The sequence below is a fragment of the Mycolicibacterium neworleansense genome (assembly GCF_001245615.1).
GTDB classification, from domain to species: domain Bacteria; phylum Actinomycetota; class Actinomycetes; order Mycobacteriales; family Mycobacteriaceae; genus Mycobacterium; species Mycobacterium neworleansense.
Genome location: NZ_CWKH01000001.1, coordinates 3056347 through 3071936 on the forward strand (window position 1 = coordinate 3056347; position 15590 = coordinate 3071936).

Sequence of the window (15590 nt, forward strand, 5' to 3'; positions counted from 1 at the left end):
TACGACGTGGGTGGCAATCCGGTTCAATTACTACCTTTGCGCGCAGGCTTGCACCAGAGTTGGCGCGCGTTTCAGGTAGTGATTGCTGGCGTTAATTACTGTGTGAGGATTCGCGGGCCGTCTTCGGTGACGGCGACGGTGTGCTCCCAGTGCGCGGCGCGGGTGCCGTCGGCGGTGACGACGGTCCAGTCGTCGTCGAGGATCACGGTCTCGGTGGTGCCGAGGGTGAGCATGGGTTCGATCGCCAGGACCGAACCCGGCTGCAGGTACGGGCCCCGCCCGGGTGAGCCCTCGTTGGGCAGGAACGGGTCCATGTGCATCTGCCGGCCGATGCCGTGGCCGCCGTAGCCGTCGACGATCCCGTACTTGCGGTCGTGGCGGGCCTCGGCAGCATGGGTCTCGACCTCGATCGCGTGCGAGACATCGGTGAGCCGGTTTCCGGGCAGCATCGCGGCGATACCGGCCTCCATGGCGGATTTCGTTGCCGCAGAAAGGGCTTCGTCGGCGGCGATGAGCGCACCGATCCCGAAGGTGACGGCGGAGTCGCCGTGCCAGCCGTCGACGATCGCGCCGCAGTCGATGGACACCAGATCCCCGGCGGCCAATTTCTCGCCGGCCGACGGAATGCCATGCACCACACGGTCATTGACCGATGCGCAAATACTGGCCGGGAATCCATGGTACCCGAGGAACGACGGGGTGCCGCCACCGTCGCGGATGACGGATTCGGCGATCTGGTCCAGTTCGAGTGTGGACACTCCCGGTGCGGCGGTGTCGCGCACCGCGCGCAGCGCCGAGGCGACGAGTGCCCCGGCCACCGCCATCGCGTCCAACTCTCCGGCGGTGCGCTGCGCAACGACCTTGCGCTTGCGCAACCCCGGCAATCCGATCACTTACCCAGTGCGTGCAACGCGCGGGCGAACACCTCGTCGAGGGCGCCCACCGCATCCACGGTCTTCAGGTCGTCGCGGTAGTACTCCAGCAGCGGCTCGGTCTCGTCGCGGTAGACCTTCATGCGGTTGCGGATGACCTCGTCGGTGTCGTCGGCGCGGCCGCGGCCCTTGAGGCGGGTCAGCAGCTCGTCCTCGGACACCTGGAACTCCACCACGGCGTCGAGCTTGGTGTTGCGGGCGGCAAGCATGTCCTTGAGCGCGCCGGCCTGCTCGACCGAGCGCGGGTAGCCGTCGAGGATGAATCCGTCGGCCGCGTCAGCCTGATCGATGCGGTCTTCGACGAGGCGGTTCGTCAGCTCGGCCGGCACCAGATCGCCGGCGTCCAGGTAACGCTTGGCCTCCAGGCCGAGCGGGGTTCCGTCACCGATGTTCTTGCGGAACAGGTCCCCGGTGGAGATTTGCGGGATGCCGAGCTTCTCGGACAGCTTCTCTGCCTGCGTGCCTTTGCCCGCGCCGGGCGGTCCGAGTAGAACGACTCTCACTTCAGGAACCCTTCGTAGTTGCGTTGCATGAGCTGGCTCTCGATCTGCTTCACGGTGTCCAAACCGACACCGATCATGATGAGAACCGCGGTTCCGCCGAACGGCAGATTCTGTACCGAGCCCGTGTTGCCGATCTGCAGGAACACGTTGGGCAGAACGGCGATCACACCCAGGTAGATCGAACCGGGCAGGGTGATCCGGCTGAGCACGTACCGCAGATAGTCGGCGGTCGGCTTGCCGGGACGGATGCCCGGGATGAATCCGCCGAACTTCTTCATCTCGTCGGCGCGCTCGTCGGGGTTGAAGGTGATCGACACGTAGAAGTACGTGAAGAAGATGATCAGGCCGAAGTAGATCGCGATGTAGACGGGGTCCGCCGGGTTGGTCAGATAGTCGGCGACGAACTTGTCCCACCAACCGGTCCCCGGATTGGAACTACCGCTCTGGATCAGCTGGGTGATCAGGTGCGGGATGTAGATCAGCGACGACGCGAAGATCACCGGGATGACACCGGCCTGGTTGACCTTGAGCGGCAGGTAGGTGGAGGTGCCGCCGTACATCTTGCGGCCCACCATGCGCTTGGCGTACTGCACCGGGATACGGCGCTGACCCTGCTCGACGAACACCACACCGACGATGATCAGCAGCGTCGCGGCAACGACAGCGGTGAACACCAGGCCGCCACGGCTCTCCAGGATGGTCTGGCCCTCGGACGGGATCCGGGCCGCGATGCCGGCGAAGATCAGCAGGGACATGCCGTTGCCGATGCCGCGTTCGGTGATCAGCTCACCCATCCACATCACCAGTGCCGCGCCCGCGGTCATCACCAGCACGATGACGATGAGGCCGAAGACCGAAGTGTCCTGGATGATGTCGAGGCTGCAGCCCTGCAGCAGCCCACCGTTGGCGGCCAGTGCCACGATGCTGGTGGCCTGCAGGATGGCCAGCGCGATCGACAGATAACGCGTGTACTGCGTCATCTTCGCCTGGCCGGCCTGACCTTCCTTCTGCAGCTGCTCGAACCGCGGGATCACCACGACCAGAAGCTGCACGATGATGCTTGCGGTGATGTAGGGCATGACGCCCACCGCGAACACCGTCAGCTGCAGCAGCGCACCACCTGAGAACAGGTTGATCAGCGAGTAGATCTGCGCCGAGTCACCGCCGCTGACCTGCTCGATGCACTTCTGGACGTTCGGATAGTTGACACCCGGAGACGGGATCGACGCGCCGGCCCGGTACAGGATCACCAGGCCCAACGTGAACAGGATCTTGCGTCTGAGGTCGGCCGTCCGCAGCGATGAGATGAAAGCCGAAAGCACTCTTCCTCCTGCGCAGCCGACCTCTCAGCGCGGCGTGCCAAATGGGGCTGGTGGAGCCAGCGTCAATGGTCAAGTCGTGTACGACCGCCCTGCAGGCGCGCAGCCTGCGGACTCAGCCGTCAAATCAGTCTACGAGAGTAACAGTTGCCGCCGAACACCCCCGGCATGCACCCGCGTCGACCCTCCTCCGCCCGTCCGGGATCTGGCCGGGCCGCGGAGCAGAGCTTCTCTTCAGAATCGGAGCGTACAGTCGGCGGCAGCTCATTACATCACCTAACTAACACGTTGATTTTGACTGAACAAGGGGGATTCATGGCCCGGACTGCTGACGATTCGTGGGACCTCGCGTCCAGCGTGGGTGCCACGGCGACGATGGTTGCGGCAGCGCGCGCGATGGCCACCAACGCCGATGATCCGGTGATCGACGACCCCTTCGCCGCTCCCCTGGTGCGCGCCGTCGGGATGGACTTCTTCACCAAGCTCGCCGACGAGAACTTCACCACCGAGGGTCTGGACGAGGAAGCCGCGACAGGCCTGATCCGGTTCGCCAACGGGATGGCCGCCCGCACCCGCTTCTTCGACGACTTCTTCCTCGGCGCATGCCGCGCCGGCATCCGGCAGGCCGTGATCCTGGCGGCCGGGCTGGATTCCCGGGCCTACCGGCTGCCGTGGCCGGCGGGCACCGTCGTCTACGAGGTCGACCAGCCCGAGGTGATCGAGTTCAAGGGCGCCACCCTGGCGAACCTGGGTGCGGTGCCGACGACCGACCGCCGCACGGTGGCGATCGACCTGCGCTTCGACTGGCCCGCGGCGCTGGCCGAGGCCGGCTTCGATCCGTCCCAGCCGACGGCGTGGATCGCCGAGGGGTTGCTGGGTTACCTGCCGGGCGATGCCCAGGACCGTTTGCTCGACCAGGTCACCGCGCTCAGCGCGCCCGGCAGCCGCCTGGGTGTCGAGGGCGTGCCCGCGACCGAGACCAATGACGAGGAGACGATCCGGGCCCGCATGCAGGAGTTCACCGACCGCTGGCGGGCCCACGGCCTGGACATGGACCTCAACGAGCTGATCTTCCTCGGCGACCGCGCCGATGTGACGACCTATCTGGAGGGCCACGCCTGGAAGACCACCGGCATCTCGTCGAACGATCTGCTGATCCGCACGGGCCTGCCCCCGGTCGAGGACGAGGCCCACGCGGCGTCGGTGCTCTACATCAGCGCCGAGAACTGAGGGAGGCGCGCGATGGCACGGTCTGACACCGACAGTTGGGATCTGGCTTCCAGCGTGGGCGCGACGGCGACGATGGTCGCTGCGGCCCGCGCGATCGCCAGCGCCGAACCCGACCCGCTGATCAACGATCCGTATGCGGCGGCGTTGGTGCGCGCGGTCGGGGTGGAGTTCTTCACCAAACTCGTCGACGGCGAGATCGCGCTCGATGGCGAGTTGGCCGCCGGCGCCGAGTTGATGATCGGGATCATGGCGGTCCGGACGAAGTTCTTCGACGACTTCTTCCTCGCCGCCGTAGGCGACGCCGGGATCCGGCAGGCGGTCATCCTGGCCTCCGGTCTGGATTCGCGCGCCTACCGCCTGCCCTGGCCCGACGGCACCGTGGTGTACGAGATCGACCAACCCGAGGTGATCGGCGCCAAGACGGCCACGATGACGCAGATCGGGGCCACCCCCACCGCTGAACGCCGCACCGTGGCCATCGACCTGCGTGAAGACTGGCCCACGGCCCTGCAGGCTGCGGGTTTCGATCCGACCGCACCGAGTGCGTGGAGCGCCGAGGGCCTGCTGGCCTATCTGCCACCCGACGCCCAGGACCGGTTGTTCGACGACATCACCGCACTCAGCGCTCCGGGCAGCCGCCTGGCCACCGAGTTCCACCCCGATATCGCGGCAAATCTGCGCGAGCGCGGCAACGAGATGAGCGAGCAGTGGCGTCGACACGGCCTCGAACTCGACCTGGCCAACCTCTGGTACGACGGCGAGCGCAATTCGGTCGTCGGATACCTCGCCGGCAGCGGATGGTCGGTCACCGCCCGGCGGCGACCCGAGCTGTTCACCGAATACGGACGCCCCTTCCCCACCGGAGAAGCCGCTGCCCCGCAACGCAACTCGCAGGCCGTCATCGCGATACGAGAATAGGAGCACCATGACACGCACCGAAGGCGACAGCTGGGATCTGGCCACGAGCGTCGGCGCCACCGCGACGGGCGTCGCAGCCTCGCGCGCACTGGCCTCCAAACAGCCCGACCCGCTGATCAACGACCCGTACGCCGACGCGCTGGTGCGGGCGGTGGGTCTGGAGCACAGCATCCGGCTCGCCGACGGTGAGGTATGCGTCGAGGGCGACGTAATGCTCGACCGGCAGCGGATGTGCGAGCAGATCGCAGTTCGCACGCGGTTTTTCGACGACTTCTTCACCGCCGCGGGCGAGGCCGGGATCCGGCAGGCGGTGATCCTGGCCTCTGGGCTGGACACCCGCGCGTACCGGCTGGCCTGGCCGGCGGGCACCGTGGTGTTCGAGGTGGACCAGCCCGCGGTGCTGGAGTTCAAGGCCCGCACGCTGGCCGGCCTCGGGGCCCAACCGGCCGCCGACCTCCACACCGTGCCGGTCGATCTGCGCGACGACTGGCCGAAGGCCCTGCGTGACAACGGCTTCGATCCAGGGGTCCCGACCGCCTGGATCGCCGAGGGGCTGCTGATCTATCTGCCGCCTGAAGCCCAGGACCGGTTGTTCGACAACATCACCGCGCTCAGCGCTCCGGGCAGCCGGCTGGCCACCGAGCACATGGACGCCGCCTCGCTCACGGACAAGTGGTCCGAGCGGGTCAGCCAGTGGTCGAAGAAAGTCGGGTCCGACGTGGATCTGATGGACCTGTTCTACTCGGGTGAGCGCACATCGGCCCGCGACCACCTCACGACGCTGGGGTGGGACGCGACCGTGCAACCCAGCCGGGCGGCCTACGAGTCCCACGGCTTCGACTATCCCGACGAGCTTGCCGATCTCGCCGGCGATTCTGGTTATCTGTCGGCGACACTGAAGACACCGAACTAGACGACCGGGAGACACGATGGCACGTACCGATGGCGACAGCTGGGACCTGGCCTCCAGTGTCGGCGCAACCGCAACGCTGGTGGCGACCGGGCGGGCGATCGCCAGCCAGGATCCGCACGGCCTGATCGACGATCCGTTCGCCGCGCCGTTGGTCCGCGCGGTCGGCATCGAGGTGTTCACCAAGATGGTCGACGGTGAGCTGAGCCTGGAATCGCTGACCCAATTGGCACCGGATGCCGCCGACCGGGCGCGTGCCAACATCGACGAAATGGCCGTACGCACACGGTTTTTCGACGACTACTTCGTCGCCTCCGGCAAGGCAGGCATCCGACAGGCGGTGATCCTGGCCTCCGGATTGGACTCCCGCGCCTACCGCCTGCCCTGGCCCGAGGGCACCGTGGTGTACGAGATCGACCAGCCCGAGGTGATCGAGTTCAAGACCCGCACGCTGGCCGATCTCGGTGCCGAACCGACCGCAGAACGGCGCACCGTTCCGGTCGACCTGCGCGACGACTGGCCGGCCGCCCTGCAGGCGGCGGGATTCGATCCGGGCGCCCCGACCGCATGGTGCGCCGAGGGTCTGCTGATCTATCTCCCACCAGAGGCTCAGGACCGGCTGTTCGACAACATCGCGGCGCTCAGCGCACCCGGCAGTGCGGTGGCCACCGAATTCGTACCCGGTCTCAAGGATTTCGACCCGGAGAAAGCGCGGGCCGCAACCGCGACGTTCAGCCAGCTCGGTTTGAACCTGGACATGCCGTCGCTCATCTATCACGGCGAAAGGCATTCGGCCGCCGATTACTTGAGCGCCAAGGGCTGGAAGATGACCGGGGCCGTGCGATCCGAGCTGTTCGTCCGCCACGGCCTGCCGGTGCCCGCCCGCGACGACAGCGATCCGATGGGCGAGATCGTCTACATCAGCGGAACGCTGGGCTGAAACTCAGGCGGCCCGGCCGGAGGTGTCGGCACCGCTGCCCAACTCGTCGTACTCGAGCGGCGGCGGGGCTTCCGGTGTGCCGGGGATCTCGGTGCCGTTGATCGGACATCGGGCGGTCTCGGGAACGCCCACCAGCGCCACCGCGCCGATCACGCAGGCCCCCATCATGTAATAGGCCGGCACCAGGTTCTCGCCGGTGAGGTTCACCAGCCAATCGTTGACCGCCGGTGCGGTACCGCCGAATATCGACGTCGACACGTTGTAGGCGATCGCGAAGCCCGCATACCGGACCTGGGTGGGGAACATGGCCGGGAAGGTCGCCGAGATGGTGGCCAGCTGGGGCACGTACAGCAGCCCCAGCACCGCGAAACCGATCACCGCGCCGGCCACACTTGTGCCCATCAGCAGGAACATCGGCACGCCCGCCACGAACAGCCCGATCAGCGAGAACCACCACATCGGTTTACGCCCAACGCGATCCGAGATGTGGCCGGCGAACGGCACGAACAGCATCATCGCCAGCATGCCGATGATCGGCACCACCAGCGACATATCGGTGGACAGTCCGATGGTGCTCTTGAGGTAGGTGGGCATGTAAGTCAGCAGGGTGTAATTGACCACGTTGAGCGCCACGACCAGACCGCCCAACCGCAGCACCGGCCCCCAGTACCGCAGCAGGAGGTCCTTGAGTTCGGTGGAGGGTTGCGGCTCCTCCTCCCCCGCTTCGGACAGCTCCCGGAATACCGGGGTCTCGGACAGCCGGGTGCGCAGGTAGACACCGATCAGCCCCAGCGGCGCGGCGACCAGGAACGGCAATCGCCAACCCCACGAACCCATCTGGTCCTCGGCGAGCACCACCGAGAAGCCCAGCATCATCAACGCGCCCAACGAGAATCCGGCCAGGGTGCCGAACTCAAGGAAGCTTCCGAGGAATCCGCGCCGGCGAGACGGGGCGTACTCCGCCATGAAAGTCGCTGCGCCGCCGTACTCTCCGCCGGTCGAGAAGCCCTGGATCATCCGCAGCAGCACCATCAGCACGGGGGCCCAGATACCGATGGAGGCATACGTCGGGACCAGCCCCACGCACAGTGTGGAACCGGCCATCAGCAGAATTGTTATGGCCAGCACATGTTTTCGGCCGATCCGGTCCCCCAGCGGACCCCAGACGAATCCGCCGAGGGGGCGGACCAGGAAGGACACCGCGAACGTCATGAGCGCCAGCAGCGTCGCGTTCTCGGTGTCGCCGGGGAAGATCGCGGCGGATATGTAGGTCACGCCGTAGGCGTAAATGCCGTAGTCAAACCATTCGGTGGCGTTACCGATCGCGGAAGCCGCGACGGCACGCCGTTGAACTTCGGGAGGAGTTTCCTCCACCGTGGCCGGCTCTTCTGACTCCGGCGAATCTGGCGTCTTGCCCGTACTGTCCGAGTGCGCGGTGCCCACGGGAACCCTCCTCGTGTCTGACGACACTGCTCCCGTCGGATCACATCTTCGACGTCGGCTGATTCAGATCAACACCGCAGGGCCAGACCGTAGTTTTATTGGCTACCTTCTGCTCCGGGGCCCGACGTTACCGCGCGACGCGCCACGATGCGAATCACCGCTGTCGCCGGCGGGTCCGCATCAGAACCGGTGCTCCCCCAGCCACAGTGCGTTGACACCGGTCACGGTGCGCCCGGCCTGGTCCAGCATGCCGAGCAGGGACTGACCGAGCACACTGCCGACAGCCTGCGGCAACGAGGCGGCGGCCGGCTGCGAGGAAGGCTTGGGCCGCAATATGTCGAGCCAGGTCGAACCGGGGTAGCTCAGCACCCGCACCTTGGTGTCCGGATCCAGCCCGGCCAGCACCTTGGCCCGGGTGATCGCAGTGCGCAGGCCACCCAGTTCGTCGACCAGGCCGTGATCCTTGGCATCAGCGCCGGTCCACACCCGGCCCCGGGCCACCGCATCGACCTGCTCGACCGACAACTTTCGCCCGTCGGCCACTCGTGAGATGAAATCGGTGTAGTACAGGTCGGTCTCGGCTTCGATCTGAGCGTGCTGTTCGTCGGTGAACGGCGCATTCGAGGACCAGGCGTCGGCATTGGGGTTGGTACGTAGCGAATCCGAACCGATCCCGAGCTTGTCCTTGAGCTCCCGCGAGATCAGCTTGCCGGTGATCACACCGATGGAACCGGTGATGGTACCGGCGTTGGCCACGATGGCATCGGCCGCCATCGACACGTAATAGCCACCCGACGCGGCGACCGCACCCATCGACGCGACAACGGGCTTGCCGCGCTCGCGGGCCCGGATCACCTCGCGCCAGATGGTTTCCGATGCGGTGACCGATCCGCCGGGACTGTCCACGCGCAGCACGATCGCCGACACCTCGTCGTCGGCGGCCGCCTCGCGCAGGGCTGCGGCGATGGTGTCCCCGCCGGCGTTGGAGTTACCCACCGGCAGCACCTGCGGCCCACCGCGCCCGCTCACGATCGGACCGTGCAGGGTGACCACCGCGACGGTGGGCTTGGACTTGCGGCCCGGCAGCTGCGGCGTCGGCACCTTGGGGGTGGTGCGTGCGTAGCGCGAAAGGTAAAGCCGCGGAAGGGCATCCGGGTGACTGTCGGCATCCGCGCCCGCTTCGGTCGGGCCTCCGGACAGCTCGCCGATCCGCGAGTAGGCCTCGTCGCGGAACCCGATCCGATCGACCAGCCCGGCGGTGATCGCGTCGTCACGCAGCACCGGCGCGGTGTCGGCCAGTGTGTTGATCGCCTCGGTGCTCAGGTGCCGCGACTCGGCGATGCCCTGCCACACCTGCGATCGCAGGCTTTCGATCATCCGGCCGTCGGCCTCGCGCTGCGCGTCGGTGTACCGGGCTTCGGTGAAAACGTTTGCCGCGGACTTGTATTCACCACGCGCGACGAACTGCGCCTCGATACCCACCTTGTCGAGCGCGTCACGAAGGAACATCGCGTTGGTGGCGAATCCGACCAGGCCTACCGTGCCCGACGGCTGCATCCACACCTCGCGGAACGCCGATGCCAGGTAGTAGGACAGCGTGCCCGGATAGGTCTCGGCCCAGGCCAGCGTGGGCTTGACATCGCTGAACGCCGCGATGGCGTCGCGCAGTTCCTGGACCGGGCCGGGCGCGGCGGCAGGCAGCTGCACCCGCGCGATCAGACCGGCCACCCGATCGTCCTCGGCGGCCCGGTGGATCGCCGCGACGGCCTGCCGCAGCGTCAGCGGGCGGCCCCCGCCGGCGATCACGGCGAGCGGGTCGAAGCCGGTGGTCTCCGGCGGCATCGACTGCAGGTCCAGCTCCAACACACATCCGTTGGGAACTCCGTTGTGCCGGGCGGTGTCAACGCGCCGGACCAACGTCTTCAGATCGTCCTGGCCGGGAAGCCCCGGGAGAAACGCGAACATGAAACGAGCCTACCGATCCGCCGATTCTGCGCGCGCCGACGAGAAGTCTCCGCCCACCGGGCCCACCGTCGTACCGTGAGACGGGTGACGTTTTCCATCTCCCTGCCGCAGCTCGATCACGACGGCTTCGACGACGCCGGTTTCAAGGCCTACCTGGCTCGCGCCGAGGAACTCGGATTCGAGGGAGGTTGGACGATCGAACAGACGGTGGGCCCGGCACCGACGATCGCCCCACTGGAGCTGCTGTCCTATGCCGCGGCGGTCACCACGACGTTGCGGCTGGGGGTGGCGGTCCTCATCACGTCACTGCACGACCCGCTGCAACTGGCGTCCGCGATCACCGCGGTGGACCGGCTCAGCCACGGCCGGCTCGACGTCGGTGTGGCCCCCGGCGGGGCCTCCCGCCAGTTCCCCGCCTTCGGCGTGGACCGCTCGACGTTCATCTCCAGCTTCACCGAAGGCCTGGAGTTGATGAAGGCCGCCTGGTCGGATGAACCGCGGATCACCTTCCACGGCCGCTTCCGTGATGTCGACGATCTGGCGATCAGCCCCAAACCCGTGCAGCGCCCGCATCCGCCGATCTGGTTCGGCGCGAACGCCCCGGCGGCACTGGCCCGGGCGGTGCGACATGGCGACGCGTTTCTCGGGGCCGGCTCCTCGACCACGGCGGCCTTCGCCGAGGCAGTGCGCACGGTGCGCCGCGAGCTCGACGAACAGGGCAAGGACCCGGACGGCTTCCGGATCGGCAAGCGCGTGTATCTGATCGTCGACGACGACAGCGCCCGCGCGCGGGAACGGGTGGACGCGGGGTTGGGGCGGATCTACGGGGACCGGTCCGGGTTGGGCGAGGTGGCCGTGGCCGGCACGGCGGACGAGGTCGTGCGGGGCCTGCGCGAGGTTCTCGATGCGGGCGCACAGACTGTCGTGCTCAACCCCACCGGGGCCACCATCGCCGAGGACCGCGAGCAGTTGGAGCGCCTGGCCGCCGACGTGATCCCGCGGCTCACCTGATACTGGTGAGCAGACGCAAATGTCCCCGACACGCCGGGCGTGCGGGGACATTTGCGTCTGCTCGTGCAGAGAGATTACAGCTCGGTGGCCGAACCGCCGGCGGCGGTGATGGCCTCACGGGCGCTACCGCTGAACTTGTTGGCGGTCACGTCGACCTTGACGGCCAGCTTGCCGTCGCCGAGCACCTTCACCAGGCTGTTCTTGCGAACCAGGCCCTTGGCGACCAGCTCGTCGACACCGATGGTGCCGCCCTGCGGGAACGCCTTGGCGATGTCGCCGACGTTGACGACCTGGTACTCGGTCCGGAAGCGGTTCTTGAAGCCCTTGAGCTTCGGCAGCCGCATGTGGATCGGCATCTGGCCACCCTCGAACGTCGCGGGGACGTTCTTGCGGGCCTTGGTGCCCTTGGTACCACGACCGGCGGTCTTACCCTTGGAGCCCTCACCACGACCGACGCGGGTCTTGGCGGTCTTCTCCCCGGGAGCGGGCCGCAGGTCGTGAAGCTTGATAACGGACATCAGGACTTCACCTCCTCCACCTCGATGAGGTGATGAACGGCCTTGATCAGACCGCGGGTCTGTGCGTTGTCCTCACGCACCACGGACTGACGAATCTTCTTCAGCCCCAGGGTCCGCAGGCTTTCGCGCTGCTTCCAGCGTGCGCCGATGGTTCCGCGCACCTGGGTGATCTTGAGTTCTGCCATGGTTATGCCGATCCCTCACGCGCTGCTGCGGCAGCCAGCGCTTCGCTCTCACGCCGGGCCTTCAGCATGCCGGCCGGCGCAACGTCCTCGAGGGGCAGACCGCGACGGGCTGCCACCTCTTCCGGCCGCTGGATCTGCTTCAGCGCGGCAACGGTGGCGTGAACCACGTTGATCGCGTTGTCGCTGCCCAGCGACTTGGCCAGGATGTCGTGCACGCCGGCGCACTCCAGCACCGCGCGAGCCGCACCACCGGCGATCACACCGGTACCGGGGCTGGCCGGACGCAGCATCACGACACCGGCAGCGGCCTCGCCCTGAACCGGGTGCACGATGGTGCCACCGATCAGCGGAACGCGGAAGAAGCCCTTGCGAGCCTCCTCGACGCCCTTGGCGATAGCGGCCGGAACTTCCTTGGCCTTGCCGTAGCCGACGCCGACCATGCCCTTGCCGTCACCGACGATGACCAGTGCGGTGAAGCTGAAGCGCCGACCACCCTTGACCACCTTGGAGACGCGGTTGATCGACACCACGCGCTCGATGTAATTGCTCTTCTCGCCGCTGTCGCGGCCGCCACGGCCACCGCGGTCGTCGCGGCGGCCACGGCCACCACGGTTGTCGGAAGCGCCTGGGCCGCCGGCACCAGTTGCCTGCTCGGCCATCATGCAGTCCTCTCGTTGACAGTCATCAGAATTTCAGCCCGCCCTCGCGCGCGGCATCCGCCAGCGCGGCGATCCGGCCGCCATAGGTGTAGCCACCACGGTCGAACACCACGGTGTCGACGCCGGCAGCCTTGGCACGCTCGGCGATCAGCTGACCGACGCGAACGCTGTGCGCCTTCTTGTCACCCTCGACGGCGCGGACGTCGGCCTCGATCGACGAAGCAGCCGCCAGCGTGACGCCCTGCAGGTCGTCGACGAGCTGCACGTGGATGTGCCGTGCCGAGCGGTTGACCACCAGACGCGGGGTCTGGGCGGTGCCGGAGACCTTCTTGCGCAACCGGGCGTGCCGACGCAGCCGGGAGTTGCGGCGGGTCTCAGAGATGTTCTGCCCCACCGGCTTGCGGGCGGCGGCAGCGTCAGTCTTTGTAGTAGCCATGACTTACTTACCTGTCTTTCCGACCTTGCGGCGGATCTGCTCACCCTCGTAACGCACGCCCTTGCCCTTGTACGGGTCGGGACGGCGCAGGCGGCGGATGACCGCGGAGATCTGACCGACCTTCTGCTTGTCGATACCTGAGACCGAGAACTTCGTGGGCGTCTCGACGGCGAACGTGATGCCCTCGGGCGCCTCGATCACCACGGGGTGGCTGTAACCGAGTGCGAACTCCAGGTTGGAACCCTTGAGCTGGACGCGGTAGCCGACGCCGAAGATCTCCATCTTGCGGGTGTAGCCCTCGGTGACGCCGGTGACCAGGTTGGCCACCAGGGTGCGGGAGAGCCCGTGCAGGGAGCGGCTGCGCCGCTCGTCATCGGGACGGCTGACCACAATGGCGCCATCCTCGTTGCGCTCGACGGTGATCGGCTCTGCGACATCCAGGGTCAGGGTGCCCTTGGGGCCCTTGACCGAGACGTTGCGGCCGTCAATCGTCACATCGACCCCGGCGGGAACCAGGACCGGCTGCTTACCAATACGCGACATGTTCTGCTGCCCCCTACCAGACGTAAGCGAGGACTTCGCCGCCCACGCCGCTTCGTGCCGCCTGACGGTCGGTGAGCAGACCCGAGGACGTGGAGATGATCGCCACGCCCAGGCCGCCGAGCACCCGAGGCAGATTGGTGGACTTTGCGTAAACCCGCAGACCGGGCTTGCTCACGCGACGCAGGCCGGCGATGCTGCGCTCACGGCTGGGGCCGTACTTGAGCGAGACCACCAGGGACTTGCCGACGCGGGCATCCTCGGTGCGGTAATCGGAGATGTAGCCCTCTTTCTTGAGGATCTCGGCGATGTTCGCCTTGATCTTCGAGTGGGGCAGAGTCACCTCATCGTGGTACGCCGAATTGGCGTTGCGCAGACGTGTCAAAAAGTCTGCGATCGGGTCAGTCATCGTCATGACAACCGGCTCACCTTCCTCGCGGCGGTTCCCTCTTCAGGGCCTTCCGCAACCTGTTTGGATTGGTCTGTGTGGTCTACTGCGCAGCGGTCCGCTGGATTACCAGCTGGACTTCTGCACGCCGGGCAGCTCACCCGCGTGCGCCATCTCGCGCAGGCAGATACGGCACAGCCCGAACTTGCGGTAGACCGAGTGCGGGCGACCGCACTTGTTGCACCGCGTGTACGCGCGAACCGCGAACTTGGGCTTCTTGTTGGCCTTGTGGATCAACGCCTTCTTTGCCATGTGCTCAGTTCTCCTTGAAGGGGAAGCCCAGCGCCTTCAGCAGCGCACGGCCTTCGTCGTCGTTGGTCGCCGAGGTGACGACGGTGATGTCCATGCCGCGGGGACGGTCGATGGAATCCACGTCGATCTCGTGGAACATCGACTGCTCGTTGAGGCCGAAGGTGTAGTTGCCGGTGCCGTCGAACTGCTTGCCGTTCAGGCCGCGGAAGTCGCGGATACGGGGCAGGGCGATGGAGATCAGCCGGTCCAGGAACTCCCACATCCGGTCGCCGCGCAGGGTCACGCGGGCGCCGATGGGCATGCCCTCACGCAGCTTGAACTGTGCGATGGACTTGCGGGCCTTGCGGATCTCCGGCTTCTGGCCGGTGATCAGCTGCAGGTCACTGACCGCGCCGTTGATCAGCTTGGCGTCACGGGCGGCGTCACCGACGCCCATGTTGACGACGACCTTGACGACGCCAGGGATCTGCATGACGTTGTCGAACTCGAACTGCTTGTTCAGCGCTTCGCGGATCTCTTCGCGGTAGCGCTGCTTCAGCCGGGGCTGAACCTTCTCTGGTGCAGTCATCAGATGTCCTTGCCATTGGTCTTGGCGATGCGGACCTTCTTGCCGGTCTCCTCATCGACGCGGTAACCCACGCGGGTCGGCTTGCCGTCGGAGTCGACGACCATCACGTTGGACACGTGGATCGCGGCTTCCTGGGTGACGATGCCGCCCGACGACGCGCCACGCTCGTTCTGCGACTGCGCGGTGTGCTTCTTGATCCGGTTGACGCCCTCGACCAGAACCTTGTCGCGGGTCGGGTAGGCCTCGATGACCTTGCCCTTCGCGCCCTTGTCCTTGCCCGAGACCACCAGCACGGTGTCGCCCTTGTGGACCTTCATTTACAAAACCTCCGGCGCCAGCGAGACGATCTTCATGAAGCGCTTCTCGCGCAGTTCCCGGCCGACGGGCCCGAAGATGCGGGTACCGCGGGGGTCGTTGTCGGCCTTGATGATGACGGCCGCGTTCTCGTCGAACTTGATGTAGCTGCCGTCGGCGCGGCGACGCTCCTTGACGGTGCGCACCACGACGGCCTTGACGACATCGCCACGCTTGACGTTGCCGCCGGGGATGGCGTCCTTGACGGTCGCGACGATGACATCACCGATGCCTGCGTAGCGTCGCGATGAGCCACCGAGCACGCGGATGCACAAGATCTCCTTGGCGCCCGTGTTGTCGGCGACCTTCAACCGCGATTCCTGCTGAATCACTCGATCTCCTGACCTGGTTTTGTATGCACGCCAGATACCGACCTGGACGTGCGCGGTCTTTGTTTCCGAAGGGCACGCGGGGCTGACTCAATACAGCAGTCAACCGAGGTCTGCCCAAGGCAACCCC

The 15590-nt window shown here is 66.7% G+C and carries 20 protein-coding genes; 5 read left to right on the top strand and 15 right to left on the bottom strand.

Annotated elements, in window-relative coordinates; genetic code table 11:
• Nucleotides 1-95 precede the first annotated feature (95 nt).
• From map to secY, 3 genes are read right to left on the bottom strand one after another with little or no spacing between them, the layout of a single operon-like run.
• Nucleotides 96-893, bottom strand: a complete 798-nt coding sequence (gene map / locus BN2156_RS14635; RefSeq protein WP_090514987.1) for a type I methionyl aminopeptidase — start codon at nucleotides 891-893, stop codon at nucleotides 96-98.
• Complete coding sequence (locus BN2156_RS14640) at nucleotides 890-1435, bottom strand: adenylate kinase (RefSeq protein WP_003883414.1); 546 nt, start codon at nucleotides 1433-1435, stop codon at nucleotides 890-892. The genes map and BN2156_RS14640 overlap by 4 nt, the downstream gene beginning before the upstream one ends.
• Entirely contained in the window at nucleotides 1432-2757 is a 1326-nt protein-coding gene (secY, locus tag BN2156_RS14645) for a preprotein translocase subunit SecY (RefSeq protein ID WP_090514989.1), read from the bottom strand. Before secY ends, BN2156_RS14640 begins: the two co-directional genes overlap by 4 nt.
• A gap of 312 nt (nucleotides 2758-3069) precedes the next feature.
• Between secY and BN2156_RS14650 the strand changes: the two genes are divergently transcribed.
• The 4 genes from BN2156_RS14650 to BN2156_RS14665 are packed head-to-tail and all read left to right on the top strand — an operon-like array spanning nucleotide 3070 to nucleotide 6752.
• Nucleotides 3070-3984, top strand: a complete 915-nt coding sequence (locus BN2156_RS14650) for a class I SAM-dependent methyltransferase (protein ID WP_090514991.1) — start codon at nucleotides 3070-3072, stop codon at nucleotides 3982-3984.
• A gap of 12 nt (nucleotides 3985-3996) precedes the next feature.
• Nucleotides 3997-4902 carry a class I SAM-dependent methyltransferase gene (locus tag BN2156_RS14655; RefSeq protein ID WP_090514993.1) on the top strand — a complete coding sequence of 302 codons (906 nt, stop codon included), beginning with the start codon at nucleotides 3997-3999 and terminating at the stop codon, nucleotides 4900-4902.
• A gap of 7 nt (nucleotides 4903-4909) precedes the next feature.
• The gene (locus BN2156_RS14660; protein WP_090514995.1) at nucleotides 4910-5815 is read left to right on the top strand and encodes a class I SAM-dependent methyltransferase; all 906 of its coding nucleotides are present in this window, start codon (nucleotides 4910-4912) and stop codon (nucleotides 5813-5815) included.
• A gap of 16 nt (nucleotides 5816-5831) precedes the next feature.
• Nucleotides 5832-6752, top strand: coding sequence for a class I SAM-dependent methyltransferase (locus BN2156_RS14665; RefSeq protein WP_090514997.1), 921 nt, complete (start codon nucleotides 5832-5834; stop codon nucleotides 6750-6752).
• Between the two features lie 3 nt (nucleotides 6753-6755).
• On the opposite strand, the gene BN2156_RS14670 is transcribed toward BN2156_RS14665, so the two are convergent.
• Entirely contained in the window at nucleotides 6756-8126 is a 1371-nt protein-coding gene (locus BN2156_RS14670; protein WP_090515945.1) for an MFS transporter, read from the bottom strand.
• A 249-nt stretch (nucleotides 8127-8375) separates the two neighbouring features.
• On the bottom strand, nucleotides 8376-10160 hold the full coding sequence (sppA, locus tag BN2156_RS14675; RefSeq protein WP_090514999.1) for a signal peptide peptidase SppA: 1785 nt from the start codon (nucleotides 10158-10160) through the stop codon (nucleotides 8376-8378).
• Nucleotides 10161-10244: 84 nt separating this feature from the next.
• On the opposite strand from sppA, the gene BN2156_RS14680 reads away from it, so the two are divergent.
• Nucleotides 10245-11171 carry an LLM class flavin-dependent oxidoreductase gene (locus BN2156_RS14680; protein ID WP_090515001.1) on the top strand — a complete coding sequence of 309 codons (927 nt, stop codon included), beginning with the start codon at nucleotides 10245-10247 and terminating at the stop codon, nucleotides 11169-11171.
• Nucleotides 11172-11245: 74 nt separating this feature from the next.
• Here BN2156_RS14680 and rplO read toward each other — a convergent pair whose 3' ends face one another.
• The 10 genes from rplO to rplN form a co-directional block, all read right to left on the bottom strand.
• Entirely contained in the window at nucleotides 11246-11689 is a 444-nt protein-coding gene (rplO, locus tag BN2156_RS14685; RefSeq protein WP_090515002.1) for a 50S ribosomal protein L15, read from the bottom strand.
• A complete protein-coding gene (rpmD, locus tag BN2156_RS14690; RefSeq protein WP_029106891.1) occupies nucleotides 11689-11874 on the bottom strand; it encodes a 50S ribosomal protein L30 in 186 nt (61 codons plus the stop codon). Before rpmD ends, rplO begins: the two co-directional genes overlap by 1 nt.
• A gap of 2 nt (nucleotides 11875-11876) precedes the next feature.
• Complete coding sequence (rpsE, locus tag BN2156_RS14695; RefSeq protein WP_090515947.1) at nucleotides 11877-12533, bottom strand: 30S ribosomal protein S5; 657 nt, start codon at nucleotides 12531-12533, stop codon at nucleotides 11877-11879.
• A 25-nt stretch (nucleotides 12534-12558) separates the two neighbouring features.
• Entirely contained in the window at nucleotides 12559-12969 is a 411-nt protein-coding gene (gene rplR, locus BN2156_RS14700; protein WP_090515004.1) for a 50S ribosomal protein L18, read from the bottom strand.
• 3 nt (nucleotides 12970-12972) lie between these two features.
• The gene (rplF, locus tag BN2156_RS14705) at nucleotides 12973-13512 is read right to left on the bottom strand and encodes a 50S ribosomal protein L6 (RefSeq protein WP_066901384.1); all 540 of its coding nucleotides are present in this window, start codon (nucleotides 13510-13512) and stop codon (nucleotides 12973-12975) included.
• Nucleotides 13513-13525: 13 nt separating this feature from the next.
• Complete coding sequence (rpsH, locus tag BN2156_RS14710) at nucleotides 13526-13924, bottom strand: 30S ribosomal protein S8 (RefSeq protein WP_029106887.1); 399 nt, start codon at nucleotides 13922-13924, stop codon at nucleotides 13526-13528.
• A gap of 99 nt (nucleotides 13925-14023) precedes the next feature.
• Nucleotides 14024-14209 carry a type Z 30S ribosomal protein S14 gene (locus BN2156_RS14715; RefSeq protein ID WP_003883429.1) on the bottom strand — a complete coding sequence of 62 codons (186 nt, stop codon included), beginning with the start codon at nucleotides 14207-14209 and terminating at the stop codon, nucleotides 14024-14026.
• A 4-nt stretch (nucleotides 14210-14213) separates the two neighbouring features.
• Nucleotides 14214-14777 (bottom strand): 50S ribosomal protein L5, encoded by a 564-nt coding sequence (gene rplE / locus BN2156_RS14720; RefSeq protein ID WP_036441172.1) that lies wholly within the window; start codon nucleotides 14775-14777, stop codon nucleotides 14214-14216.
• Nucleotides 14777-15094 carry a 50S ribosomal protein L24 gene (gene rplX / locus BN2156_RS14725; RefSeq protein WP_003883431.1) on the bottom strand — a complete coding sequence of 106 codons (318 nt, stop codon included), beginning with the start codon at nucleotides 15092-15094 and terminating at the stop codon, nucleotides 14777-14779. Before rplX ends, rplE begins: the two co-directional genes overlap by 1 nt.
• A complete protein-coding gene (gene rplN, locus BN2156_RS14730) occupies nucleotides 15095-15463 on the bottom strand; it encodes a 50S ribosomal protein L14 (RefSeq protein WP_003883432.1) in 369 nt (122 codons plus the stop codon).
• Nucleotides 15464-15590 lie beyond the last annotated feature (127 nt).